Source organism: Pseudomonas sp. Q1 (genome assembly GCF_009935975.1).
In the GTDB taxonomy this organism is placed as follows: domain Bacteria; phylum Pseudomonadota; class Gammaproteobacteria; order Pseudomonadales; family Pseudomonadaceae; genus Aquipseudomonas; species Aquipseudomonas palleroniana.
In genome coordinates this window covers 306750-330780 of record NZ_QODI01000001.1, presented here as the reverse complement: position 1 = coordinate 330780, position 24031 = coordinate 306750, and the positions used below count along the sequence as shown (strand labels likewise).

Here is a 24031-nt window from a genome sequence, read left to right as displayed (position 1 = left end):
TAAAATCAGGACTGACTGGATGGCGTCGGCGTGGCCGGCGTTGCAGTCGTAGTTGTAGCAGCAGACGCCGGCGCGGAAACCGAGTTGGCGGTGGAGGCGGTTGACGCAGGTGCCGTGGCAGGCTTGACCGCGACTGCCGGCTTGGGCGCTGCTGGTTTCTTCGCTACGGCCGGCTTTTTAGCGGCGGCGGGTTTGGCCGCCGGCTTGGCAGCGGGTTTGACGGCTGCCGGTTTGGCGGCAGGTTTGGCTGCAGCGGTTTTAGTCGCGGGCTTGGCGGCCGGTTTTGCGGCGGCCTTGGCGGCGGGTTTAGCGGCAGGCTTGGCAGCGGCTTTAGCGGCCACGGGCTTGGCGGCAGGCTTGGTGGCTGGTTTTGCCGCGGCGGTTTTGGCGGCGGGTTTAGCCGCTGCTTTTACCGGGGCCTTGGCGGCAGGTTTGGCGGCGGCTTTTGCCAGAGGCTTAGCGGCCGTTTTCGCCGCAGGCTTGGCCGCTGCAGTTTTAGCGACAGGCTTGGCAGCCGGTTTGGCGGCTGCGGTTTTCGCCGGAGCCACTTTCGCGCCGGTGAGTTTTTCGATTTGCTTGGTCAGGGTATCGACCTTGCTGTGCAGCGTCTTCAGTTCTGCTTTGCTGGGTACGCCCAGCCGAGAAATGGCACTGTTCAGACGCTTGTCGAACGTTTCTTCCAACTTGCCCCATGTATCAGAAATACTGGACTTGGCGGAACCGGCAGTGGCCTTGGCCGCCTCGACTTTCTTACCTACGGTGGTCTTGGTCAACTTCTCGGCCTTCTCGCCGTCTTTAACCAGGGTCTCGAAGTATTTACCGCCGTCACTGCTAACCTTCGAGTACACGCCTAAACCAGCAAGCCAGATCTTACGGGAATATTTTTCAACCTCCCCGATCCACGAGCTGCCTTCTTTCTGAGTTTTCTTTTGAACAGCCATCCCGTTGTCTCCTTAATGTTTACGCGCGACACGTTCGAGCAATGCCGTCAGCTCTTCGAGCTTAGCAGAGAGTGTCTCAACGTCATGTTTAGACGCAATGCCAATCCGATTCAAGGCACTTGCAACACGCGTGTCAAAGGCTTTTTCAACTTTATCCAGTTGAACTTCAACCAAGCCTTTGACGCTGGAGACATTACTCTTTACTTGATCAATCTGACTGTTGGCAGCATCAAGTTGTTCAACCACAACTTTTTTGCCTTTACTTTCAACATGTTGACCGGTCTTAACCAGCTCTTTGAAGTACTCGCTGCCCTCGCTGCCGACCTTGGCATACGCACCAAGACCCGCCAGCCAGATCTTGCGGGCATAGCTTTTAACGTCACTCAGGGCAGTGGACTGTACGTCGTTTTTTTTCTTCAAAATAACTTTGGCCATGGTGCACCTCACGCAAAATAGGATGGAGGAACAGCCCACAGGAGTTGAGGGCCTGGGCACAAAGTAGGCAGAAAAATTAGAATCGGCACCCTAAGCGCGGTGAATCAAGCCAGCGCCTTATCCAGCGCCTTCTCGATTTCGGACTTGATAGTGCCACTCATGGCCGACATCAACAGGCCCAGTTCCACATCAATGCGCAGCGATTCATCAGCCACTAATACAGTGCCTTTAACCCCCGAGCGCTTGAGGTTCAAGGTATCGCCGGACCATGAAGGTTCCAGGCCATATTGCTCCTTGAGCTTGTGCGCCAACTTCTCGGCCTTCGCCCGCGCGCCCTCTTTACCCAAGGTGTGTGCACGTTCAACGGTAATACGGGCCATTGCAATGACTCCTCTTTATAGCGAGTGGAACACCTGCCATGCGGCAAAAGGTCTCGGTGACCGCCTATCTTACCTTCAGCCTTGCCAAGACAAAGCAGGTCATGGGGATTATCATGTCCCGCATTCTCTTTTGGTGACAGCGATATGACTGATCAGCGCAAAGGCAGCGATGCCGAACCCACCACTCACTTCGGTTTCAAGAACGTCCCGGAAAGCCAGAAAGCGGAAAAAGTCGCTGAGGTGTTCCACTCCGTGGCCGCCAAGTACGACCTGATGAACGACGTGCTGTCGGGCGGCATGCACCGCCTGTGGAAACGCTTCACCATCGAACTGTCGGGCGTACGCGCCGGCAACCGTGTGCTGGACATCGCCGGCGGCACGGGCGACCTGGCGGCCAAGTTCTCCAAGCTCGTCGGCCCCACCGGCCAGGTGGTACTGGCGGACATCAACGGTTCGATGCTCAAGGTCGGTCGCGATCGCCTGCTGGATAAAGGCGTGGCCGGCAATATCGAATTCGTCCAGGCCGACGCCGAAAAACTGCCGTTCCCGGATAACCATTTCGACTGCGTGACCATCGCCTTCGGCCTGCGCAACGTCACCCACAAGGAGGACGCGATCCGCTCCATGCTGCGCGTGCTCAAGCCGGGTGGTCGCCTGTTGGTGCTGGAGTTCTCCAAGCCGACCAACGCGCTGATGTCCAAGGTCTACGACACCTACTCCTTCGCCTTCATGCCGTTGATGGGCAAGCTGATCACCAATGACGCCGAGAGTTATCGTTACCTGGCCGAATCGATCCGCATGCACCCTGACCAGGAAACTCTGAAGTCGATGATGGTGGAGGCCGGTTTCGACCGCGTGACCTACCACAACATGACCTCGGGTATCGTCGCCCTGCACCGCGGCATCAAGCCCTGATGTTGTTCGCCGGTCTTCTCGCCAGCGTGGAACACGGCATCAACCGTGTCTTGCGCCTGGACAGCACCGCCCTGGCGCGGCTCGCGCACCTCAACGGCAAGATCATTGCCGTCGACTGCCGCAGCCCCGCCTTGCAGTTGTTTATCCTGCCCGGCGATGAAGGCTTGCTGCTCGCCAGCCACTGGGCCGCCGAGGCCGACTGCACCCTGCGGGCGCCGGCGTCGAGCCTGTTGCACCTGGCCTTGAGCCGCAACAAGACCGCCATCCTCCACAGTGCCGAAGTGGAACTGGAAGGCGACAGTGCGGTGCTGATGGACTTGGCCGCCGTGCTGCAAGACCTGGAACTGGACTGGGAATACGAGCTGTCGCGCTGGATCGGCCCCGTCGCCACCCAGTTGATCAGCGGGCACCTGCGCAGCCGCTCGCGCTGGTACCAGCAAGGGTTCGCCAGCCTCAACCAGAACCTTGCCGAATACCTGAGCGAAGAATCGCGCACCCTGGTCGGGCAACGGGAAGCGCAAGCGCGCTTTCGTGAACTCGACAAGGCCAAAATCGACCTGGAACGCCTCGAGGCCCGCTTCGAGCGCCTGAGCCGTTCCCTTGATCCAAGCGATAACGCATGAAGCTGCTCGCCGTCCGCCGTCTGTTTCGTATCCAGCGCGTCGTAGCCCGCTACCGCCTCGATGACCTGCTGTTTGCCCTGCCCCTGCCGTGGTTTCTTCTGGCAGTACGCTATGTGCTGCCGTGGCGCTGGCTGCCGCGCAAGCAGCTGGAACTGAGCCGTGGTGCACGCCTGCGCCTGGCGCTGCAGGACCTGGGGCCGATCTTCATCAAGTTCGGGCAGATCCTCTCCACCCGCCGCGACCTGCTGCCGGAAGACATCGCCGACGAACTGATGCTGCTGCAGGACCGCGTGCCGCCGTTCGACTCGCAGCAATCGGTCAAGCTGATCGAAGAACAGCTCGGCAAAAAGATCAGCGAAGTGTTCAGGCGCTTCGACATCGAGCCGCTGGCATCGGCCTCGGTGGCGCAGGTACACGCCGCACAGCTCAAGACCGGTGAAGAAGTGGTGGTGAAGGTGATTCGCCCCGGCCTCAAGCCGATCATCGGCCAGGACCTGGCATGGCTGTTCATCCTCGCCCGCGCCGCCGAGCGTTTCTCCGCCGATGCACGCCTGCTGCACCCGGTCGACGTGGTCGCCGATTACGAAAAAACCATCTACGACGAACTCGACCTGCTGCGTGAAGCCGCCAACGCCAGTCAACTCAAGCGCAACTTCGAAGGCTCGCCCTTGCTGTATGTGCCGCAAGTGTACTGGGACTGGTGCCGTCCCAAAGTGCTGGTGATGGAACGCATCTACGGTGTGCAGGTCACCGACCTCGCGACCCTGGCGGACCAGCGCACCGACATGAAGATGCTCGCTGAACGCGGTGTGGAGATCTTCTTCACCCAAGTGTTCCGTGACAGCTTCTTTCACGCCGACATGCACCCGGGCAACATCTTCGTCAGCACCGTGAACCCGTGGAACCCGCAGTACATTGCGATCGACTGCGGCATCGTCGGCAGCCTGACCCCGGAAGACCAGGACTACCTGGCGCGCAACCTGTTTGCCTTCTTCAAGCGTGACTACCGCCGCGTGGCGCAACTGCACATCGATTCGGGCTGGGTACCGGCGGAAACCAAGCTCAACGAATTCGAAGCGGCGATCCGTACCGTCTGCGAACCGATCTTTGAAAAACCGCTGAAAGATATCTCTTTCGGCCAGGTGCTGATGCGCCTGTTCCAGACAGCGCGGCGCTTCAACATGGAAGTGCAGCCGCAGTTGGTATTGCTGCAAAAAACCCTGCTGAACATTGAAGGGCTGGGGCGCCAGCTGTACCCGGACCTTGACCTGTGGAACACCGCCCAACCGTTCCTGGAACGCTGGATGCGTGAGCGCGTCAGCCCGAAAACCCTGATCGGCAACCTGCACAGCCAGTTCGAACAACTGCCGCACCTGGCCAACATGACCCGTGACCTGCTGGAGCGCATGTCCCAGCCCCACGCCCATGACCCGGCGCCACCCTGGCAGAAGCGCAAGGACGACTGGTTCCTGCGCCTGTTGGGCGCCGCGCACCTGGTGGGTGGCGTGATACTGGCCATTGGCGGGCCACTGAATGAGTTGGGCCACTGGCCAGCCGGCATCATGGTCGCCGTGGGTGTGTATCTGATCGTGCGTCGATAGCCGATCCGGTTATACACTGTCGCAAATTGCCGGAGCCGAACATGAAAGACTGGTTGGACGAGATCAAGTGGGACAATGACGGCCTGGTACCGGCCATCGCCCAGGACTACAAGACCGGGCGCGTGCTGATGATGGCCTGGATGAACCGCGAGGCCCTGAGCCTCACCGCCGCTGAGCAGCGCGCTATTTACTGGTCACGTTCGCGTGGCAAACTGTGGCGTAAGGGCGAAGAGTCCGGCCATGTGCAAACCCTGCACGAGATACGCCTCGACTGTGACGCCGACGTGGTGATCCTGATGGTCGAGCAGATCGGCAACATCGCGTGCCACACCGGTCGTCACAGTTGCTTCTATCGCGTGTTCGAAGACGGCAAATGGAAAATTGTCGAGCCGGTGCTCAAAGACCCGCACGCCATTTATTCCCCAGGACACTGAACATGAGCGATACCCTGAACCGCGTGGCCCAGGTACTGGAAGACCGCAAGGGCGCGGATGCCGACAGCTCCTATGTCGCCAGCCTGTACCACAAGGGATTGAACAAGATCCTGGAAAAGCTCGGCGAGGAGTCCATCGAAACGATCATCGCCGCCAAGGACGCGCAGATCAGCGGTGATTACAGCGATGTAATCTATGAAACCGCCGACTTGTGGTTCCATAGCCTGGTCATGCTCGCCCAACTGGGGCAGCATCCGCAGGCCGTACTGGATGAACTGGACCGTCGCTTCGGCTTGTCCGGGCACGTCGAAAAGGCCTCGCGCCCGTCCGCCTGAATAACTTTCACAGAGGAATTGCAGCATGGGCATTTTTGACTGGAAACACTGGATCGTCATTCTGGTGGTGGTGGTACTGGTGTTCGGCACCAAGAAACTCAAGAACCTGGGCACCGATGTGGGCGAGTCGATCAAGGGCTTTCGCAAGGCCATGAACGACGACGAAAAACCGGCCGACCCGGTCGCCACTCCGGTGCCGCCGGCCCAGCCGGTACATCCGCAGGCCACCCAGCCGATCACCGAGCGTCGGACCTTCGACGTGCAGGCTGAAAAAGTCGAAGAGCCGACCCGCAAAGACTCGTGAGCACTGACTAATGTTTGGTATCAGCTTCTCTGAACTGCTACTCGTCGGCCTCGTGGCGTTACTGGTATTGGGGCCTGAGCGCCTGCCCGGTGCCGCACGCACGGCCGGCCTGTGGATCGGGCGCCTGAAACGCAGTTTCAACGCCATCAAACAGGAAGTTGAACGGGAAATCGGCGCCGACGAGATCCGCCGCCAACTGCACAACGAACACATTCTGTCGTTGGAGCAGGAAGCCCGGAAAATCCTGTCGCCGGTACAGGAGCCGGCCAAGCCGGAGGAGCCTGCGGCCCCGAACAGCATCGCGCCCGCACCCGTTGCACAAGCCACGCCCGCCGCGCCAACCGAGCCTGCGCCGACGCCCATTGCGTCGCCCGCGCCCCATGACCCTACATTGCCGCCGCGAGCCCCATGAGCGCTGATAAACCGGAAAACGACCAGCACATGCCGCTGGTCTCGCACCTCACCGAGTTGCGCACCCGCCTGCTGCGTTGTGTAGCGGCCATTTTCATCATCTTTGCCGGGCTGTTCGCCTTTACCCAGCAAATCTACACCTTCGTCTCCACGCCTCTGCGCCAGTACCTGCCGGCTGGAGCAACGATGATCGCCACCGATGTGTCGTCGCCGTTCCTCACGCCATTGAAGCTGACCATGATGGTGTCGTTGTTCCTTGCGATCCCGGTGATCCTGCACCAGATCTGGGGCTTCATCGCGCCGGGCCTGTACAAGCATGAGAAGCGCATCGCCGTTCCGTTGCTGGTGTCGAGCATCCTGTTGTTCTACACCGGCATGGCGTTCGCGTATTTCCTGGTGTTCCCGCTGATCTTCAAATTCTTCGCCGCAGCCACGCCGGCCGGCGTGGAGATGATGACCGACATCACCAGCTATCTTGATTTCGTGATGACGCTGTTCTTCGCCTTTGGCGTGGCCTTCGAAATTCCGGTGGCCGTGGTGCTGCTGGTATGGATCGGCGTGGTCGACGTCAAATACCTGAAGAAGATCCGCCCGTACGTGATCATCGGTTGCTTCGTGGTCGGCATGATTCTCACGCCGCCGGACATCTTCTCCCAGACCTTGCTGGCCGTGCCCATGTGGATGCTGTTCGAGATCGGCATCCTGTTCGGCAGCCTGATCAGCAAGCGCGAAGACCAGCCGGATGACCCGCCCGTCGACAACGACCAGCCGCCAGCCACCCAGCCATGAACCTGCTGTTGCTGGAAGAGGCCGACTTTATCGCGGCCGACCGGGTGGTGCTGCGTGATCGGCGCCTGGTGCATATGCAGGAAGTCCACCGCGCTGCGGTGGGCGACAGCCTGCGCGTGGGGCGCATCGGCGGCCTGATGGGCAACGCCCGGCTGTTGCGCCTGGAAACCCGCGAGGCCGAGCTGCAAGTCAGCTTCGACCAGCCCCCGCCGGCCAAACTGCCCCTGACCCTGCTGCTGGCCCTGCCGCGCCCGAAAATGCTGCGCAGGGTGCTGCAAACCGTGGCCGCCATGGGCGTGCCGAAGGTCGTGCTGGTCAACAGCTACCGCGTAGAGAAAAGCTTCTGGCAGACGCCGTTCCTGGAGCCTGAAGCGATCCGTGAGCAATTGATCCTGGGCCTGGAACAGGCACGGGATACGGTGTTGCCCGAGATCATTATCGAAAAGCGCTTCAAGCCGTTCGTTGAAGACCGTTTGCCCGCCATGACCGCAGGCACCCTGGGTCTGATCGGCCACCCCGGCGATTACCCGGCCTGCCCGCGCGGGCTGGATGAGCCGGTGACACTGGCCATCGGCCCCGAGGGCGGCTGGATTCCCTACGAAGTGGACCTGCTGACCCAGGCCGGATTGCAACCGGTGCAACTCGGCGCACGTATCCTGCGCGTCGAAACGGCGGTCACCGCCCTGCTCGCCCGCCTGTTCTAACAACACATCCCTGTAGTGAGCGGGCTTGCCCCGCGCTGGGGGGCGAAGCCGCCCCAAAACCAAGCGCTGCGGTCTTTCTGAATCACTGCGGCGTCCTTGGTTAGGGCGGCTTTGCCCCCCAGCGCGGGGCAAGCCCGCTCACTACAAACTCCAGTTTTCCTACAGGTATAGCCCGGCCGGCCGATAGCCTTTGAATAAGTCCAAGCCTTGTTCCAAAGGAGATCGCAGCATGTATCGTTGGTTAGCCGAAAAACTGGGGAATGTGAGCGTCAATCGCAAGCTGGGCGTGGGCTTTGGCTTGGTGTTGATCCTGACGCTACTGATCACCTTCACCGGCTGGACCGGCCTGAGCAACGTGACCAGTCGTGGCGACAAACTCGGCTTTATTTCCAGCCTCAACAGCCTGACCAAAGACCTGCGGCTGGCACGCCTGGACTTCGAGATGCGTCGTGGTGAACAAGGTACGGATGCGGTCAATGGCTTGCTCACGCAGTTGGACAGCGGCCTGAAAACCGCTCTGGATCTGATCGAACAGCCTAACGACAAGGCGCTGGTCGAGCAGCAACTGGAGGCCCTGAATCAATACAAAAAAGCCTTCGCCGCCATGGTCCAGGCCGGTCTGAAGCGTGAAGGCGCCCGCAGCCAGTTGGGCGACACCGCTGACAACGCCGTGGCCAAGATCAATGAAATCGAAAAAGCCCTGCTGCAAGGCGACAGCGTCGCCCAGTTCAATAGCGTGGTGGACTTGAGCAAGCTGATCCAGCAATCGCGCTTCCAGGTTCGCGGCTACACCTACAGCGGCAAGACGGAGGCCGAACAGCCGGCCCTGGATGCCATCGACAACGCCCTGAAAAAAATCAACCAACTGCAAGGCCAATTGCCGGAGCCGTATCAGGCCAACCTGCAAGAAGCCGGCGTGTCGCTGCAAGCCTATCGCGCTGCCGTCAGCCAGTATCGCGACGCCCAGGTTGCCAGCGCGGCGGCCATGGCGACCATGAAGGCCCAAGGCGATATCCTGTTGGGCCATAGCGAAAAGCTCACCACCTCGCAAACGGCAGTGCGTGACACCGACGTCGTGCAGGCCAAACAGCTGTTACTGCTGGCCACCGTGCTGGCACTGATCTTCGGCATCATCGCCGCCATGGCCATCACCCGCCAAATCGTCATCCCACTGAACCAGACGCTTAAAGTCGCAGAGCGCGTAGCCTCGGGCGACCTGAGCCACAACCTGGACTCGATGCGCCAGGATGAACTGGGCCAGTTGCAACGCGCCATGCAAAGCATGACCGTGGGCCTGCGTGAACTGATCGGCGGCATCAGCGACGGCGTCACGCAAATCGCCAGCGCCGCCGAACAACTGTCGGCCGTGACCGAACAAACCAGCGCCGGGGTCAACAGCCAGAAGGTCGAAACCGACCAGGTGGCCACCGCCATGAACGAAATGGCTGCCACCGTGCAGGAGGTGGCGCGCAACGCCGAGGAAGCGTCCGAAGCCGCCGTGGCCGCCGACCAACAGGCGCGTGAAGGTGACAAGGTGGTCAGTGAAGCCATCGACCAGATCGAGCGCCTGGCCACCGAAGTCGGCCACTCCACTACCGCCATGGGCGATCTGAAACGCGAAAGCGACAAGATCGGCAGCGTGCTCGACGTGATCAAGTCGGTCGCCCAGCAAACCAACCTGTTGGCGCTGAACGCGGCAATTGAAGCGGCGCGCGCCGGTGAAGCCGGACGCGGTTTCGCGGTGGTGGCCGATGAAGTGCGCAGCCTGGCCCAACGCACCCAGAAATCCACCGAAGAGATCGAAGAACTGATCGTCGGCCTGCAAAGCGGCACCCAGCAGGTGGCCACTATCCTGGACAACAGCCGTGGCCTGACCGACAGCAGCGTCGAACTGACCCGTCGCGCCGGCAGTGCGTTGGCGAGCATCACCCGCACGGTCTCGACCATCCAGGCGATGAACTCGCAGATCGCTACCGCCGCCGAGCAACAGAGCGCCGTCGCCGAAGAGATCAACCGTAGCGTGCTGAATGTGCGCGACGTGTCGGAGCAAACGTCGTCGGCCAGTGAAGAGACCGCCACCTCCAGCGCAGAACTGGCGCGCCTGGGGATCTACTTGCAGACCTTGGTCGGGCGCTTCCGCGTCTGACCCTTTGCTGCGGCGGTCGATCAAGGCCGCCGCAATTTGTGAAACGTCCTACGCAGTTATCAGCCCGCCAACACCTCGAATCGTTTTAGCGTTTTAACCGAACGCTCTTTCTGATTGGAGGCTCATCATGTTTTCTCGGCTGACCCACTTGCTGGTCAATGCCAGCGTCCGTCTCAAGCTCGTCCTGGGATTTGGCCAAGTGCTGATCCTCAGTCTCCTGATCGCCATGACCGGCTGGCAAGCCTTGAACACCGCGCTGTATCACACCAGCAGCCTGACGGTGTTGGGGCGGTTGGCCGTCGACACAGAAGCCATGCGCGCTGATCGTATCGTGTACCGCACCCTGACGGATGCCGACAGCCTGGCCAAGATGGCCACCAGCATCGAACAAATCGACGCACACCTGGCCGACCTTTCAAGCCGCTTGAAAGACCCCGCCGACCTGCAGCGCTTGCAGGCGGCAACGCGCTGGGTTGCGGATTTCAAGGCCGCCCTGGTGCAACTGCCGCCCTTGATCGAGCAACGCGAGAGCATTCGCCCCGCGCTCAAAAGAACGGCGCTGCAAGCCAGTGAGACGCTCGTCCAGCTCGCCGGCGCATTACCCGACCCAGAAGACGGCAACGCCCATGGCGCCATCGAGCAGTTGCGCCAGGCCATGGAGCAGGCCGAGGAGCGTGTGCAAAGCCCGGCATGGGCCGCACAATCGTTGCAAGCCTACGCCGAGGCCATTGCCAAGACGCTCGACGCGCTGGAAGTCGCCCAAGCCGCAGTCACCACCTTGCCTGTCGACTCGGCGCAGCTCAAAACCGACCTGGCCACCTATCGCGAGCAACTCACCCGGCTCAAGGACGCGCAACTCAACACTGAAACCGTGCAAAACCGCTTTGAACAACAACTCAACCAACTGCGCGAGCAAAACCTTGCGCTGATTGAAGGCCAGAACGCCCAGGGTGATGACGCCGCGAGCCACACACGTTTCCTGCTGATCAGCGTCACCGTGGCGGCCTTGCTGCTCGGCGGCCTGGCCGCGTGGTGGATCGCCCGGCAGATTGCCATACCGCTACGCGCAATCCTCACCGCTGCCCATCGCGTCGCCGACGGCGACCTGAGCCAAGCCCCCCAGACCGATCGCCATGATGAACTGGGCCAATTGCAACAGAGCATCGGCCAAATGACCCGCAACCTGCGCAACCTGATCAGCCGCATCGGCGACAGTGCCCGGCAGATCGCCAGTGCAGCCACCCAATTGTCCGCCGTCACCTTGCAAACCCGCACAGGCGTAAACAACCAGAAAGACGAAACCGACCAGGTGGCCACGGCCATGAATGAAATGCTCGCCACCGCCCAGGAAGTCTCGCGACACGCCGAACAGGCGTCGGCCGCCGCCCAGGAAGCAGACCAACAGGCCAGCGCCGGAGAACAGGTGGTCGCGCAGGCGGTGGAGCAGATTGGTCACCTGGCGAGTGAAATGGCATTGTCCAGTCGCGCCATGCTCGCCTTGCAGCAGGAGAGCCAGAAAATCGGCAGCGTGCTGGATGTGATCAAATCCGTGTCCCAGCAAACCAACCTGCTGGCGTTGAACGCCGCCATCGAAGCGGCGCGCGCCGGGAGTGCCGGAGAAGGGTTTGCCGTGGTCGCCGATGAGGTACGCAGCCTGGCGCAACGCACCCAGGAATCGGCGGAAGAAATCGAAGGGCTGATCCTGGACCTGAACAAGGGTACCGAGCAGGTGGCGCAGATTCTGGACAGCAGCCGAAACCTGACCGACACCAGCGTTGGCCTGACCCGCGATGCCGGTCAAGCGTTGGCGGCGATTGCGCGCACGGTGTCGATCATCCAGGACATGAACCCGCAGATTGCCGCCGCCGCCGAGCAGCAAAGCGCGGTGGCCGAGGAGATCAATCGCAGTGTGTTGAAGGTGCGGGATGTATCGGAACAGACGGCGACCGCCAGCGAAGAAACGGCGGCCGCCAGTGTTCAGTTGACGCGGCTCAGCCTGGATTTGCAGACGCTGATCGGCCAATTCAGGCTCTGACGCTTACAGGACCTGGCGTAAAAACGCTTGGGCCCGCGGGTCTTTGGGGGCATCGAAGAACTCGGCCGGGGACGCGTCTTCGAGCAACTTGCCGTGATCGAAGAACAGCACGCGGTCGGCGACTTCGCGGGCAAACCCCATCTCGTGGGTGACGCAGACCATGGTCATGCCTTCCAGGGCCAGGGTCTTCATCACGTCGAGTACTTCACCGACCATTTCCGGGTCAAGGGCCGAAGTGGGCTCATCGAACAACATCACCTTGGGCTCCATCGCCAGGGCGCGAGCGATCGCGACACGCTGCTGTTGGCCGCCGGACAGCCGTGATGGAAACTCGTTGGCCTTTTGCGCAATACCGACTTTTTCCAGCAGTGCCAGGGCCTTGGCCTCGCGTTCTTTCTTGGCGCGCTTGCGCACGACCTTTTGCGCCAGGCACAGGTTTTCCAGCACGGTCATATGAGGGAACAGGTTGAAGTGCTGGAACACCATGCCGACTTCACGGCGATAGGCGTTCACATCGGTTTTCGGGTCAGCCAGTTGCAGGCCGTCGATGCTCACCGAACCCGAATCGAACGTTTCCAGGCCATTGAGACAGCGCAGGAAGGTGGATTTGCCGGAGCCCGACGGGCCGATCACCACCAGCACTTCGCCCTTGGCCACTTGGGTGGTCACGTGGTCCACCGCGCGCACGACCTGGCCACGGGTGTCGAAGACTTTTACCAGATCGCGGACTTCAATCACTTTGCGCGAGCCTCCGCTCAAGCCGGCTGGCCATTTTCGACAGCGGCAGGTTGATCAGCAGGTACAAGCCTGCCACACAGAACAGGATTTCAAATGGCGAGAACGAGGTGGTGATCACCTCCCGACCGCTTTTGAGCAATTCGGTAATCGCAATCACCGACACCAGCGAGGTGTCCTTCACCAGGCTGATAAACTGCCCGGCCAGGGGCGGCAACACGCGCTTGAAGGCTTGCGGCAATACCACATGCCGCATCGACTGGCTGACACTCAACCCCAGGGAGCGCGCAGCTTCGTTCTGACCGCGGGCAATGGATTGCACACCCGCACGAACGATTTCCGCCACATAGGCGCCGGTAAACAGTGATAACGCAGCCACCCCGGCGAACTCCCGGGACAGGTTGAGCACGGTGCCAATGAAGAAATAGAAAATGAAGATCTGCACCAACAACGGCGTGCCGCGTACCAGTTCGACATAGATCGTCGACAGATCACGCAACGTCGGGTTGCTGGAGAGACGGCACAAGCCGGTCGCCAAGCCGATCGCCAACCCAAGCACCCCGGAGACCACCGATAACCACAAGGTGGTCCACAAGCCCCACATCAGCGGCCCCAACGCCCAATGGCGGGTCACGCCGACCACATCGCCTTCGGCTACGTCATCGCCACGTGCCACTTGCAGGCTGTTGTCGGCCACGCTCAGCTTCTGCTCCACACCCGCGTCGTTGCGCAGGGTGACTTCAGCCACATCGCCCTTGCGCACCAGTTCAACGACGGTGGAGATATCGGCGGCACGCTGGGAGGTCTCGGCCTGGTAGGCGAAGTACTGCGGTACGCGGTTCCAGCGCCACTCGTAGGACATCAGCGAAGTGGCGTAGTACAAGGCGCCAGCCAGGCCGACCAGCACGACCACGGTCAGCAGGTGCCAGGGCCATTGGGCTTTTTTCTGTTTCATTTCACTTTCCGGGATATGTGTCGCCTGTGAGACCGCCTTCGCGAGCAAGCCCGCTCCCACACTCGACCGCATGCTCATGCTGGAACTCGGTCAAATGTGGGAGCGGGCTTGCTCGCGAAGGACGCGACTCGGTCTTAAGCCTTATTCCATGTCCTTGAGCCACTCGGAGCTCTTGAACCACTTGTCATGGATACGATCGTAGGTGCCGTCGTTGCGGATCTGGTGCAGGAAGTTGTTGATGTAGTTCAGGCTGTCGTAATCGCCTTTCTTCAAACCGAACGCCAAGGGTTCGAACGTGAACGGTTCTTCCAGGAACACCAGCTTGCCGTTACCGACTTTTTTCTCGGCGACCACGTTGTAAGGCGCGTCGTAAACAAAGGCATCGGCCTTGCCGTTGACCACGTCCAGTACGCCTTCCTGCTCATTGTCATAGCCATGGTATTTGGCTTTGGAGATCAGTTTTTTGGCGACCATCTCACCGGTGGTGCCGAGCTTGGAGGTCAGGCGGAACTTCTCGTCGTTCAGGTCTTTATAGGACTTGATGGTGCCTTCCAGGTCTTTACGTATCAGCAGGGTCTGGCCGACGACGATGAAGGGCTCGCTGAAGTTCAGGCGCAGGTTACGTTCCTGGGTCAGGGTCATGCCGCTGCCGATCATGTCGAATTTACCGGTCAGGAACGCCGGGATGATCCCGTCATAACCGGTGGAGACCAGCTCCAGCTTGACGCCCATGGACTTGGCCAGCGCCTTGAGGATGTCGACTTCGAAGCCGATGATTTCACCGCGCTTGTCTGTCATTTCGAACGGCATGTAGGTCGGGTCCATGCCGACTTTGAGCGTGCCGCGCTTGACCGCATCATCGATGGCACCGGCCTGGGCCGCAGTGGCGGCGACCCACGCCGTGACGCCGAGCATCAGCATCGAAAGATACTTTTTCATCATCAAGTCCCCTGGACGGTTCTTATAAGAGCGGCGCGCAAAAGGGCTGCACCATTTCGGGGTGCGATCCTAACCCACTCGTTGCCCGTCACAAAGGTTTCACGGGTAAATGTTATCGGCGTATGTCGGAAATGCCCCACATGGGTGCAGCGAAGCATGGGCGTAGACACATTGCCCTCGTCACTCGTCCATTGGGTTATGTGTAAACAGTTATGACTTTCAGTCGATTTCCGCCATCCAGGCAGTGTCCTTGAACCACTTGTCGTGCAGGCGATCGTAGGTCCCGTCCTGGGCCACCTGATTGAGGAAGTGGTTGATCCAGTTGAGGCTATCGTAGTCGCCCTTCTTCAGGCCGAAGGCCAGCGGTTCGAAGGTGAAGGGTTGTTCGAGCACCAGCAACGCACTGTTCTCGGGGCGGGTCATTGCAATCAGGTTGTAGGGTGCATCGTGCACAAAGGCATCCGCCTTGCCCTCCACGACCTGACGCACACCTTCTTCAGGGGTTGCGAAACTGCTCAGGCGCGCCGCGCCCAGGAAGCGCTGCGCCGCCGCCAACCCGGTGGTGCCTGCAGTGGCGGCGACGCGGTACTCGGCACTGTCCAGGTCTTCAATACTGGAAACCCTACCGGCCAGGCTTGGGTGCAGCAGGATGGTTTGGCCGACCACGATAAAGGAGTCGCTGAAATTCAGTTTCAGGTTGCGCTCCTGGGTCACCGTCATGCCACTGCCGATCAGGTCAAACTGCTTGGTCATCAGGCCAGGCAGCAACTCGGTATAGGGCACCGCCACCAACTCGAGCTCGACCCCCAATGCACGGCTCATGGTCTGCAGCAGGTCGATCTCGAAGCCGACGATGCGCCCCTGCTTATTCGTCATTTCAAAGGGGATGTAGGTGGGCGTCGTGCCGACCCTCAGCACTCCCCGTCGAACCGCATCATCGAGGGCACCGGCATTCAACCAACCTGCGTAGATGCCTGCGACAACGCCGATCAGCCATGCTGAACCGTACCTCTTGAACATGAATACCCCCGTGGCAAGTCAAATCTGGGGGGCGATGCTACCCCAGCCACAGGCACGGCAATACGCCTCGAATCGAGGTCTTTTGTTTCGAAATAACAAGGAGTTAGAACAAAAAGGAAGAGACGCGAAACGCCGTAGGACCAGCGTTTCAAGCGCCCCCGAAGTGAGCCTTCGGGGGCGTCTGAATCAGGCCGGTTGGGCCTGGGACGACAGCGGTTGCAGCGGCAGCAACGGCGCGTGCGGATCAGCCTTGATCGAGGCACGCCAAGCACCCAGCCATTCGGCGTGACCTTCACTCCAGACCTGCTGGTGCAGGCGGGCCAGGGCTACCGGATCGCTGAGCAGGGCCAGGCGCTCAGCGTTGCTGAGTGCGGCCGGGCCGACTTTCAACGCATGACGCACCCGCTCGGCACGCAGGTGCTCGATCGGCTCCGCCTGACGGTGGCGCGAAGTCGCCAGGGCGCAGGCCAGGGCGTTCTGCTGCGGGTCGACCACCGAGCGTACAAACCCGTCATGCAGGGCGTGCCAACGGTTTTCGTGGGTGTACTGCTCGGTCGACAACAGCGCTTGCGGCGGGTTGTACTCCTCGGGGATCAGGAACAGGCTCTCGTCGCGGGACTTGAGGCCCAACTTGACCCGGCTGGAGATCACCGACACCGGGATCGACAACATCAGCGAGCCGACGATCGGGATCAGCCACCACAGGAAGCTTGGGTTCAACCACACCACCAACAAGGCCCACAAAAAGCCCAGCACGGTTTGCGGACCGTGGCGCTTGACGGCCTCGCTCCATGGCGTGGAATCGTCGTCACGTTGCGGCGAATTCCAGGTCGCAGCCCAACCGAGGAACGCGGCCAGTACGAAGCGGGTGTGGAAGATCATCCGCACCGGCGCCAGCAGCATGGAGAACAGCATCTCCAGCAGCATCGACAGCGTCACCTTGAACTTGCCACCGAACTCTTTCGCGCCCTTGGCCCAGATCAGGATGATGCTCAGCAGTTTAGGCAGGAACAGCAGCACGATGGTGGTGGAGAACAGCGCCACCGCCTTGTCCGGATGCCATTGCGGCCACAGCGGGTACAACTGGCGCGGCGCCATGAAGTACTGCGGCTCCATCAGGGTATTGACCGCCAGCAGCGCGGTCGACAACACCAGGAAGAAGAACCACAACGGCGCCGACAGGTAGGACATCACGCCGGTGAGGAACACCGCACGGTGCACCGGGTGCATGCCCTTGACCAGGAACAGGCGGAAGTTCATCAGGTTGCCGTGGCACCAGCGCCGGTCACGCTTGAGTTCATCCAGCAGGTTGGGCGGCAGTTCTTCGTAGCTGCCCGGCAAATCGTAGGCGATCCACACGCCCCAGCCGGCACGGCGCATCAGCGCAGCTTCGACGAAGTCGTGGGACAGAATCGCACCGGCGAATGCGCCTTTGCCTGGCAACGGCGCCAAGGCGCAGTGCTCGATGAACGGCTTCATGCGGATGATTGCGTTGTGGCCCCAGTAGTGGGATTCACCCAACTGCCAGAAGTGCAGGCCGGCAGTAAACAACGGGCCGTACACGCGGGTGGCGAACTGCTGCATGCGCGCATACAGCGTGTCCATGCCCGACGCACGCGGCGCGGTCTGGATAATCCCCGCGTCCGGCGTGGCTTCCATCAGGCGTACCAGGCTGGTCAGGCATTCGCCGCTCATCACGCTGTCGGCGTCGAGCACCACCATGTACTTGTAGTCACCGCCCCAGCGACGGCAGAAGTCGTCGAGGTTACCGCTTTTACGCTTAACGCGGCGGCGACGGCGGCGGTAGAAGATCTTGCCGAAGCCACCGGCTTCGCGGCACACGTCCAGCCAGGCCTGTTGTTCGGCGATGCAGATATCGGCGTCGTTACTGTCGCTGAGCACGAAGAAATCGAAGCGGTCCAGGTCGCCCGTGGCGGCCACCGACTCGAAGGTAGCGCGCAAACCGGCAAATACCCGGGGCACGTCTTCGTTGCAGATCGGCATGACCAGCGCGGTACGGGCGTCCTTCGGAATCGGCTCGTCACCGGCACTTTTACCGGAGATGCGGTATTTATCGTGCCCCGTAAGCAGTTCCAGGAAGCCCATCAGCGCAGTCCAGAAACCCGCCGAGACCCAGCAGAACAAGATCCCGAACATGATCAGGATGCTGGTTTGCAGAGCGTAAGGCAGTACCTGCGTGGCGGTTTGCAGCAGGGTCTGGTTGCGGATCTCGTCGAAGTCGACCAGCGACCAGCCCTGGTACGGCATGATGCCCTTCATGTACCAGCCGGCCACGATGGTCTGGCCAAGCATCAAGATCAGCAGGATATAGCGGCGGATCGAACCGACGGTACGCCAGCGCGCAGCGGGCAATACACGCTCGTCTTTCGGCGGCTTGGGTGGGTTGGTGCGACCGGTCAAGCGGCGCCAGCCACGTACCAGGATGTTGGTACGCCATGGCTCGGGCACCACCTTGGTCCGACGGATCGGCGGCGTGGCCTTCAGGCTGACCCGGCCGCTGGCGTCGAGCGCGAGCATTTCGGCGTCTTGCAGTTCCTCGGCGGTACTGAGGGTCAAGCGCGTGCCAACCGACGCTTGGGCGGCGTCGGTCGGTGCGTCGAACGTCTTCGACGACAGGCGTTCGTGCAATTCGCTGAAGGAGGTGCAGCCCGCCAGTTCGGCGCGCTGCTCGGCAGTCAACGGGAGATGCGCCAGGTACTCGGACAGAGTTTCTGGTTTGGCTTGTGAATTACTCATCGGCAGGCAACTGGTAGCTCCAGGTCTCGGTCAGGACTTGTTCGGTCTTGGCCGGCTCTGGGGTGGCAGGGGCAGCTTCGGGCTGTTTGGCTTCCTTGTCTTTCGCATCCTTGACGTCTTTCTTGGCCTGTTTCTCGTGCTGCTTGGCCAGGACCTTGTCGGCCTTGAGCACGTGGCTCGAGTCCTGCTCAGGCGCCGGAGGAGGAACATCTTGCACCAGCGCCGCACGCATTTCGGTCGGCTTGCCTGCGTCCTTGATCTTCATTCGCAGGGTCAGGCGCCAGCCTTTGGTGTGCTCGTTGTAACGCACGCTGTTTTCAACCAGTTCGGCGTTGTCGCCGACACTCACCTGGCTGCGCACCGGGGCGTCCGCAGGCAGTGCCTTGAGAGACGGGCCCTCGAAGTCCACCAGGTAGGCCACGCTGCCGTCAGGCTGGCGAATCAGGTTGGACTGCTTCACGTCACCGGTGGAACGCAGGGTCTGCTTGACCCAGGCGCTATCGCTCGGGTGCAGGGCTTTCTCGTCCATGGTCCAGTGCAGGCGGTAGGAAACGTCCAGCGGCTGACCGACTTCAGGCAGGTTTTCCGGGCTCCAGAAGGCAACGATATTGTCGTTGGTTTCATCGGCGGTTGGAATTTCCACCAGGCTGACGGTGCCTTTGCCCCAGTCGCCTTCGGGCTCGATCCAGGCGCTTGGGCGCTTGTCGTAGTTGTCGTCCAGGTCTTCGTAGTGGCTGAAGTCGCGACCGCGTTGCAGCAGGCCGAAACCTTTCGGGTTTTCCACGGCGAAGCTGCTGACCGACAGGTGTTTAGGGTTGTTCAGCGGGCGCCAGATCCACTCGCCGTTACCGGCATGGATCGACAGGCCGCTGGAGTCGTGCAGCTCACGACGGTAGTTGAGCACCTTGGACGGCTGGTTGGCGCCGAACAGGTACATGCTGGTCAGCGGGGCAACGCCCAGCTTGCTGACCTTGTCGCGCAGGAACATCTGGGACTTGACGTCGACAATGGTGTCGGCGCCCGGACGCAGGGTCAGGCGATACGCGCCGGTGGCCCGTGGAGAGTCGAGCAAGGCAAAGATCACCAGTTGTTTCTCGCCCGGTTTCGGACGCTCGATCCAGAACTCGGTGAAACGCGGGAACTCCTCGCCGGACGGCAAGGCAGTGTCGATCGCCATGCCACGGGCGGACAAGCCATAAGTCTGCCCCTTGCCGACAACGCGGAAATAGCTCGCGCCCAGCATGGTCATGATTTCGTCTTGCTTGTCGGCCTTGTTGATCGGGTACAGCACACGGAAACCGGCATAACCCAGCTGTTCGGTGGCTTTAGGGTCAAACTTCACGTCGCCGAAATCGAAACGAGTCGGGTCGTACTTGATTTCCTGGACGCTGTCGGCGGTCACTTCGTTGATTTTCACCGGTGTATCGAAATGCATACCCTGGTGATAGAAGGACAGTTTGAACGGGGTGTTCTGATCAGCCCACTCGGCTTTTTCGTTGCGGAAACGAATCTTCTGGTAGTCAGCGAATTTCATTTCGCGGAATTCGTTTGGCAAATTGCTGCGCGGAGCTTCGTATTTTTGCCCGGCCAGCTCTTTTGCCTTGGCCGACACATCATCCAGACTGAATGCCCACAGTTGACCCGCGCCGAACAGGCAAAACAGGGCAGAGCCCGTCACCAGTGCGTTTCGTAACCGTTTGGCAGACAATTTTGGTGCATTACAGGGACTAACAATCACGAGCAACCCTCGCCGAAAACAGATCAAAAAACCAACGGCCAGCTATCTATATGCCAGGTTGGCGAGCATTGTTCCGACTCCCCTGGGTCAAAATGATTCCCCAAAAGGCTATCGGACAAGTCTCTACCTAAATCAAAAATGGACCAAACAACGCTGATCCCCGTAGCGCGCGATTATCTAGTAGCCCGCGAAACAACGCATCAGGGACAACGAAGTATTTGTAGTGAAACCCTGCGTTTTTAGGCATTAAAGTCGTTTTTAATACATTCATGTCTGTAAGAGGAAGGTCACAGGGCCATCATTGACCAAATGCACCTGCATATCAGCGCCAAAACGCCCTGACGCTACCTTGCCATGCAATTGTTGCGCTTGTAACAGCAAGTGTTCAAAAAGCGCCGCTCCCAGCGCCGGAGGGGCCGCCGTGGAGAAGCTCGGCCGCAGCCCGCTCTTGGTATCCGCTGCCAGGGTGAATTGCGACACCAGCAGCAAACCACCGTCGATGTCCTTCAAAGACAAGTTCATCTTGCCCTCATCATCGCCGAACACTCGATAGTTAAGCAGCTTGTGCAAAAGTTTGTCGGCGCTCTCGGGCGTATCTGAAGGCTCGACGGCGACCAGCACCAGTAAACCCTGGTCGATCGCCCCTACGATATCGCCCGCCACCTCGACCCGGGCGCCGCACACCCGTTGCAACAAGCCCTTCATGCTTCTTCAGGCGGCAAGTCAAGCAGGTTGCGGGCCATTTCCCCGGTGGCACGCACCAAAGCATCGGTGATGCCGGGTTCGGATGCGGCATGGCCAGCCTCGCGAATAACCTGCAGCTCACTGTTGGGCCACGCCTGATGCAGTTCCCAGGCGTTATCCAGTGGGCAGATCATATCGTAGCGGCCATGGATGATTACGCCAGGCAGATGGGCGATCTTGTGCATGTCGCGAATCAGCTGGTCGGGCTCGAGGAATGAGTTGTTAGTGAAGTAATGGCACTCGATGCGAGCGATGGACAGCGCACGCTGCGGCTCGGCAAACCGCTCCACCTGCGCAGGGTTGGGGCACAGGCCCAGCATGCGCCCTTCCCAGGTCGACCACGCCTTGGCCGCGTGCATCTGGGCGATCTGGTCGTTGCCGGTCAGGCGTTTGTGGTAGGCACCCAGCAAATCATGGCGCTCATCCTGCGGGATAGGCGCGAGGTAATCCTGCCAGTAATCCGGGAACATGCGGCTGGCGCCCTCCTGGTAGAACCAGTGGATGTCCTTGGGACGAGCCAGGAAAATGCCGCGCACAATCAGGCCATGTACGCGCTCCGGATGGGTTTGCGCGTAGGCCAGGGCCAGGGTCGAGCCCCAGGAGCCACCGAACAGCACCCATTTATCGATGCCCAGGTGTTCGCGGATGCGCTCCATGTCGGCGACCAGATCCCAGGTGGTGTTGTTTTCCAGGTTGGCGCGAGGAGTGGAGCGCCCGCAGCCGCGCTGGTCGAAGGTGACGATGCGGTACAGGTTCGGATCAAAGTAGCAGCGGCTGTTGGCGTCGCAACCGGCACCTGGGCCACCATGGATGAAAATAACCGGCAAGCCTTCGGGAGAGCCACTTTCATCGACATACAGCGTGTGGACGTCATCGACTGCCAGATCGTGCCGGGCGTAGGGTTTGATCTGCGGGTACCAAGTCTGCATTGCGCGCTCCGTAGGGTGTCGGGTTCATCCCTGGGGGGACGTCTATTATTTTGCCGTCTGGCATCATAAACCCGAATTGTGCAATGAGCATGTCCTTGAGCAATTAGACCTGTGTCAGCACTTCGCTCCTCAGGAACTGCAGCAGATAGTCATACAGCCGATCCACCTCCGGCACTTGGCCGCGTGCGCGCAAACAGCCATGGATCAGACCTTTACCCGGGTACAGCACGGCATTGACACCCGCCGCTTGCAAGCGCTCGGCATACAACATGCCGTCGTCGCGTAGCGGGTCGAATTGGGCCACCGCGACCAGGGCGCTGGGCAAACGGCGCAAGTCCTCGGCCAACAACGGCATGGCATAAGCCGATGGCTTGCCTGCACCTTGCAGGTACAGCCGCGCGTAATAATCGGTGTCGTCGGTGCTGAGCAGCGGCGCGTCCCTGCAATCACGACGCGACGGCAAATCGGCCGGGCCACCCAAGCCTGGGTAAATCAGCACCTGAACCTTGGGCAACGCTTGGCCAGCATCCCGCAGACCCTGGCACAACGCCGCTGCCAGGTTGCCGCCGGCACTGTCGCCGATCACCACCAGACGTTGCAGGTTGATAGCGTGGGGCGCCTGCCCTGCCTGGACGGCCTGCCACACGTCGCGGCAATCGTCATAAGCTGCCGGGAACGGATGCTCCGGCGCCAAGCGGTAGTCGATGGCGATGACCAGCACCTGCAGCGTGCTGGCCAGTTCGAAGCAGATGAAATCATGGGAATCCAACCCACCGACGATCCAGCCACCGCCATGTATATAAAAAAGACATGGCCAGCCATCAGGTGGAGTGGACGCAGTCGGCAGATAACTGCGCACGCGCACGCCGGCCAGGGTGAAGTCACCGACCTGCAAGCCCGCTGGTTTCGGCGGGGTGAATGCCTGGCACATGCGGTCGTAGTTCTGGCGCAAACTGGCCAGGGATGAGTCGTCACTGGTGAAAGATTCGGTTTTGGCGACGAAAGCAGCAAGCTGCGGAGAAATTGGATACATGCGCGCATATCCTTAGCAATGAAGATCAAACTGTGGGAGCAACCCTGCTCCCACATTTGGATTTGTGATTGCCTCAGGGCTTGAGGCTGGCCTGAACCGCCGCCGTGCCATCACTGCCATCAAACGCCGTAACCCCGGCCAGCCAGCGCTGCAAATCCTCGGGGTGATCGCGCAGCCACTGCCTGGCCACATCCTGGGGCGACTGGCGCTCCATGATCGGTACCATCAACTGGCTTTCTTGGGCGGCAGTGAAGGTCAGGTTCTCCAGCAGCCGGTTCGCATTGGGGCAGCGCTCGGCGAAGTCCGGCGCGGTGACGGTGGAGACCGTGGCGCGGCCTTCGTCAGGGCCAAACACATCGTCACTGCCGGTAAGGTAGGTCATCTTCATATTGATGTTCATCGGGTGCGGGGTCCAACCCACAAACACCACGAACTCCTTGCGATTCACTGCGCGCTGCACCGCCGCCAGCATGCCGGCCTCCCCCGAAGCGACCAGCTTGAAACCGCCGAGGCCGAAGTGGTCGGTGTCGATCATCTTCTGGATATCGGTGTTGGCCCCGCTGCCGGGCTCGATGCCATAGATCTTGCCGCCCAGCTTGTCCTTGAAGCGGGTGATATCGGCGAAGGTTTTCAGGCCCGCATCCGCAACGTATTGCGGCACGGCCAGGGTCGCCTGGGCGTCGGCGAGGCTGGGTTTGTCGAACACCTTGACCTGCTTGGCCGCCAGGAACGGGGCGATGTTGTTGTCCATCGCCGGCTTCCAGTAACCCAGGAAGATATCCAGGCGCTTGTCGCGAATCCCGGCAAAGATGATCTGCTGCACGGCGCTGGTCTGCTTGCTGTCGTAGCCCAGGCCGTTGAGCAATACGTCGGCCATGCCGGAGGTGGCGATCACATCGGTCCAGCTGACCACGCCCATACGGATGTTTTTGCAGGAACTTGGCTCGGCGGCCATGGCATTCGCGCTGAGCAGCACGGCACCAGTGAGGGACAACAACAGTTTTTTCATGGATGCGGGCTCACTCGGCTGTTTTTATTCAACAACCTTACCCAGCAGGGATGCTCTGAACACGAACGGTGGCGACCGACAGTTGCACTGTGGCGACTGTACACGCGTCATCGGGGGCA

The 24031-nt window shown here is 60.7% G+C and carries 23 protein-coding genes and 1 pseudogene; 11 read left to right on the top strand and 13 right to left on the bottom strand.

The genetic code is table 11. The features are described 5' to 3' along the window. Nucleotides 1-5: 5 nt before the first annotated feature. The 3 genes from DK870_RS01400 to DK870_RS01390 all read right to left on the bottom strand — a co-directional run bounded on the left by DK870_RS01400 (nt 6) and on the right by DK870_RS01390 (nt 1756). Entirely contained in the window at nt 6-941 is a 936-nt protein-coding gene (locus tag DK870_RS01400) for a phasin family protein (RefSeq protein ID WP_161547711.1), read from the bottom strand. A gap of 12 nt (nt 942-953) precedes the next feature. Then, a complete protein-coding gene (locus tag DK870_RS01395; RefSeq protein WP_060754558.1) occupies nt 954-1376 on the bottom strand; it encodes a phasin family protein in 423 nt (140 codons plus the stop codon). Between the two features lie 104 nt (nt 1377-1480). Further along, complete coding sequence (locus tag DK870_RS01390) at nt 1481-1756, bottom strand: polyhydroxyalkanoic acid system family protein (RefSeq protein ID WP_060754559.1); 276 nt, start codon at nt 1754-1756, stop codon at nt 1481-1483. A 144-nt stretch (nt 1757-1900) separates the two neighbouring features. On the opposite strand from DK870_RS01390, the gene ubiE reads away from it, so the two are divergent. The 11 genes from ubiE to DK870_RS01335 all read left to right on the top strand — a co-directional run bounded on the left by ubiE (nt 1901) and on the right by DK870_RS01335 (nt 12053). Next, nucleotides 1901-2671, top strand: a complete 771-nt coding sequence (gene ubiE / locus DK870_RS01385) for a bifunctional demethylmenaquinone methyltransferase/2-methoxy-6-polyprenyl-1,4-benzoquinol methylase UbiE (protein WP_060754560.1) — start codon at nt 1901-1903, stop codon at nt 2669-2671. Then, nucleotides 2671-3294, top strand: coding sequence for an SCP2 domain-containing protein (locus tag DK870_RS01380; protein ID WP_104995295.1), 624 nt, complete (start codon nt 2671-2673; stop codon nt 3292-3294). Before ubiE ends, DK870_RS01380 begins: the two co-directional genes overlap by 1 nt. Next, nucleotides 3291-4895 carry a ubiquinone biosynthesis regulatory protein kinase UbiB gene (ubiB, locus tag DK870_RS01375; RefSeq protein ID WP_090367310.1) on the top strand — a complete coding sequence of 535 codons (1605 nt, stop codon included), beginning with the start codon at nt 3291-3293 and terminating at the stop codon, nt 4893-4895. The genes DK870_RS01380 and ubiB overlap by 4 nt, the downstream gene beginning before the upstream one ends. Before the next feature lie 41 nt (nt 4896-4936). Continuing rightward, a complete protein-coding gene (gene hisI / locus DK870_RS01370; RefSeq protein ID WP_161547710.1) occupies nt 4937-5329 on the top strand; it encodes a phosphoribosyl-AMP cyclohydrolase in 393 nt (130 codons plus the stop codon). Between the two features lie 2 nt (nt 5330-5331). Further along, nucleotides 5332-5664 carry a phosphoribosyl-ATP diphosphatase gene (locus DK870_RS01365; RefSeq protein ID WP_090367314.1) on the top strand — a complete coding sequence of 111 codons (333 nt, stop codon included), beginning with the start codon at nt 5332-5334 and terminating at the stop codon, nt 5662-5664. 25 nt (nt 5665-5689) lie between these two features. Beyond that, entirely contained in the window at nt 5690-5968 is a 279-nt protein-coding gene (locus DK870_RS01360) for a twin-arginine translocase TatA/TatE family subunit (protein ID WP_060754564.1), read from the top strand. Between the two features lie 10 nt (nt 5969-5978). Beyond that, complete coding sequence (tatB, locus tag DK870_RS01355; protein ID WP_161547709.1) at nt 5979-6380, top strand: Sec-independent protein translocase protein TatB; 402 nt, start codon at nt 5979-5981, stop codon at nt 6378-6380. Beyond that, a complete protein-coding gene (gene tatC, locus DK870_RS01350; protein ID WP_060754566.1) occupies nt 6377-7168 on the top strand; it encodes a twin-arginine translocase subunit TatC in 792 nt (263 codons plus the stop codon). Before tatB ends, tatC begins: the two co-directional genes overlap by 4 nt. Beyond that, nucleotides 7165-7872 (top strand): 16S rRNA (uracil(1498)-N(3))-methyltransferase, encoded by a 708-nt coding sequence (locus DK870_RS01345; RefSeq protein ID WP_104995294.1) that lies wholly within the window; start codon nt 7165-7167, stop codon nt 7870-7872. Before tatC ends, DK870_RS01345 begins: the two co-directional genes overlap by 4 nt. Nucleotides 7873-8101: 229 nt before the next feature. Beyond that, nucleotides 8102-10018, top strand: a complete 1917-nt coding sequence (locus tag DK870_RS01340) for a methyl-accepting chemotaxis protein (RefSeq protein ID WP_161547708.1) — start codon at nt 8102-8104, stop codon at nt 10016-10018. 127 nt (nt 10019-10145) lie between these two features. Next, complete coding sequence (locus DK870_RS01335; RefSeq protein WP_161547707.1) at nt 10146-12053, top strand: methyl-accepting chemotaxis protein; 1908 nt, start codon at nt 10146-10148, stop codon at nt 12051-12053. Between the two features lie 3 nt (nt 12054-12056). Here DK870_RS01335 and DK870_RS01330 read toward each other — a convergent pair whose 3' ends face one another. The 10 genes and pseudogenes from DK870_RS01330 to DK870_RS01285 form a co-directional block, all read right to left on the bottom strand. Further along, a complete protein-coding gene (locus DK870_RS01330) occupies nt 12057-12791 on the bottom strand; it encodes an amino acid ABC transporter ATP-binding protein (protein ID WP_060754570.1) in 735 nt (244 codons plus the stop codon). Beyond that, complete coding sequence (locus DK870_RS01325; protein WP_060754571.1) at nt 12784-13743, bottom strand: amino acid ABC transporter permease; 960 nt, start codon at nt 13741-13743, stop codon at nt 12784-12786. Before DK870_RS01325 ends, DK870_RS01330 begins: the two co-directional genes overlap by 8 nt. Before the next feature lie 141 nt (nt 13744-13884). Further along, nucleotides 13885-14682 (bottom strand): transporter substrate-binding domain-containing protein, encoded by a 798-nt coding sequence (locus tag DK870_RS01320; protein ID WP_060754572.1) that lies wholly within the window; start codon nt 14680-14682, stop codon nt 13885-13887. A gap of 219 nt (nt 14683-14901) precedes the next feature. After that, on the bottom strand, nt 14902-15702 hold the full coding sequence (locus DK870_RS01315; RefSeq protein WP_161547706.1) for a transporter substrate-binding domain-containing protein: 801 nt from the start codon (nt 15700-15702) through the stop codon (nt 14902-14904). Between the two features lie 148 nt (nt 15703-15850). Further along, a pseudogene (mdoH, locus tag DK870_RS01310) lies at nt 15851-18459 on the bottom strand (glucans biosynthesis glucosyltransferase MdoH). After that, complete coding sequence (locus DK870_RS01305) at nt 18452-20197, bottom strand: glucan biosynthesis protein G (RefSeq protein ID WP_161547704.1); 1746 nt, start codon at nt 20195-20197, stop codon at nt 18452-18454. Before DK870_RS01305 ends, mdoH begins: the two are co-directional and overlap by 8 nt. Before the next feature lie 267 nt (nt 20198-20464). After that, on the bottom strand, nt 20465-20902 hold the full coding sequence (gene dtd, locus DK870_RS01300; protein ID WP_161547703.1) for a D-aminoacyl-tRNA deacylase: 438 nt from the start codon (nt 20900-20902) through the stop codon (nt 20465-20467). Further along, entirely contained in the window at nt 20899-21870 is a 972-nt protein-coding gene (gene pip, locus DK870_RS01295; RefSeq protein ID WP_090367329.1) for a prolyl aminopeptidase, read from the bottom strand. Before pip ends, dtd begins: the two co-directional genes overlap by 4 nt. 103 nt (nt 21871-21973) lie before the next feature. Then, nucleotides 21974-22903, bottom strand: a complete 930-nt coding sequence (locus DK870_RS01290; RefSeq protein ID WP_090367331.1) for an alpha/beta hydrolase — start codon at nt 22901-22903, stop codon at nt 21974-21976. Nucleotides 22904-22976: 73 nt separating this feature from the next. Further along, nucleotides 22977-23912, bottom strand: a complete 936-nt coding sequence (locus tag DK870_RS01285; RefSeq protein WP_060754578.1) for a choline ABC transporter substrate-binding protein — start codon at nt 23910-23912, stop codon at nt 22977-22979. Nucleotides 23913-24031 lie beyond the last annotated feature (119 nt).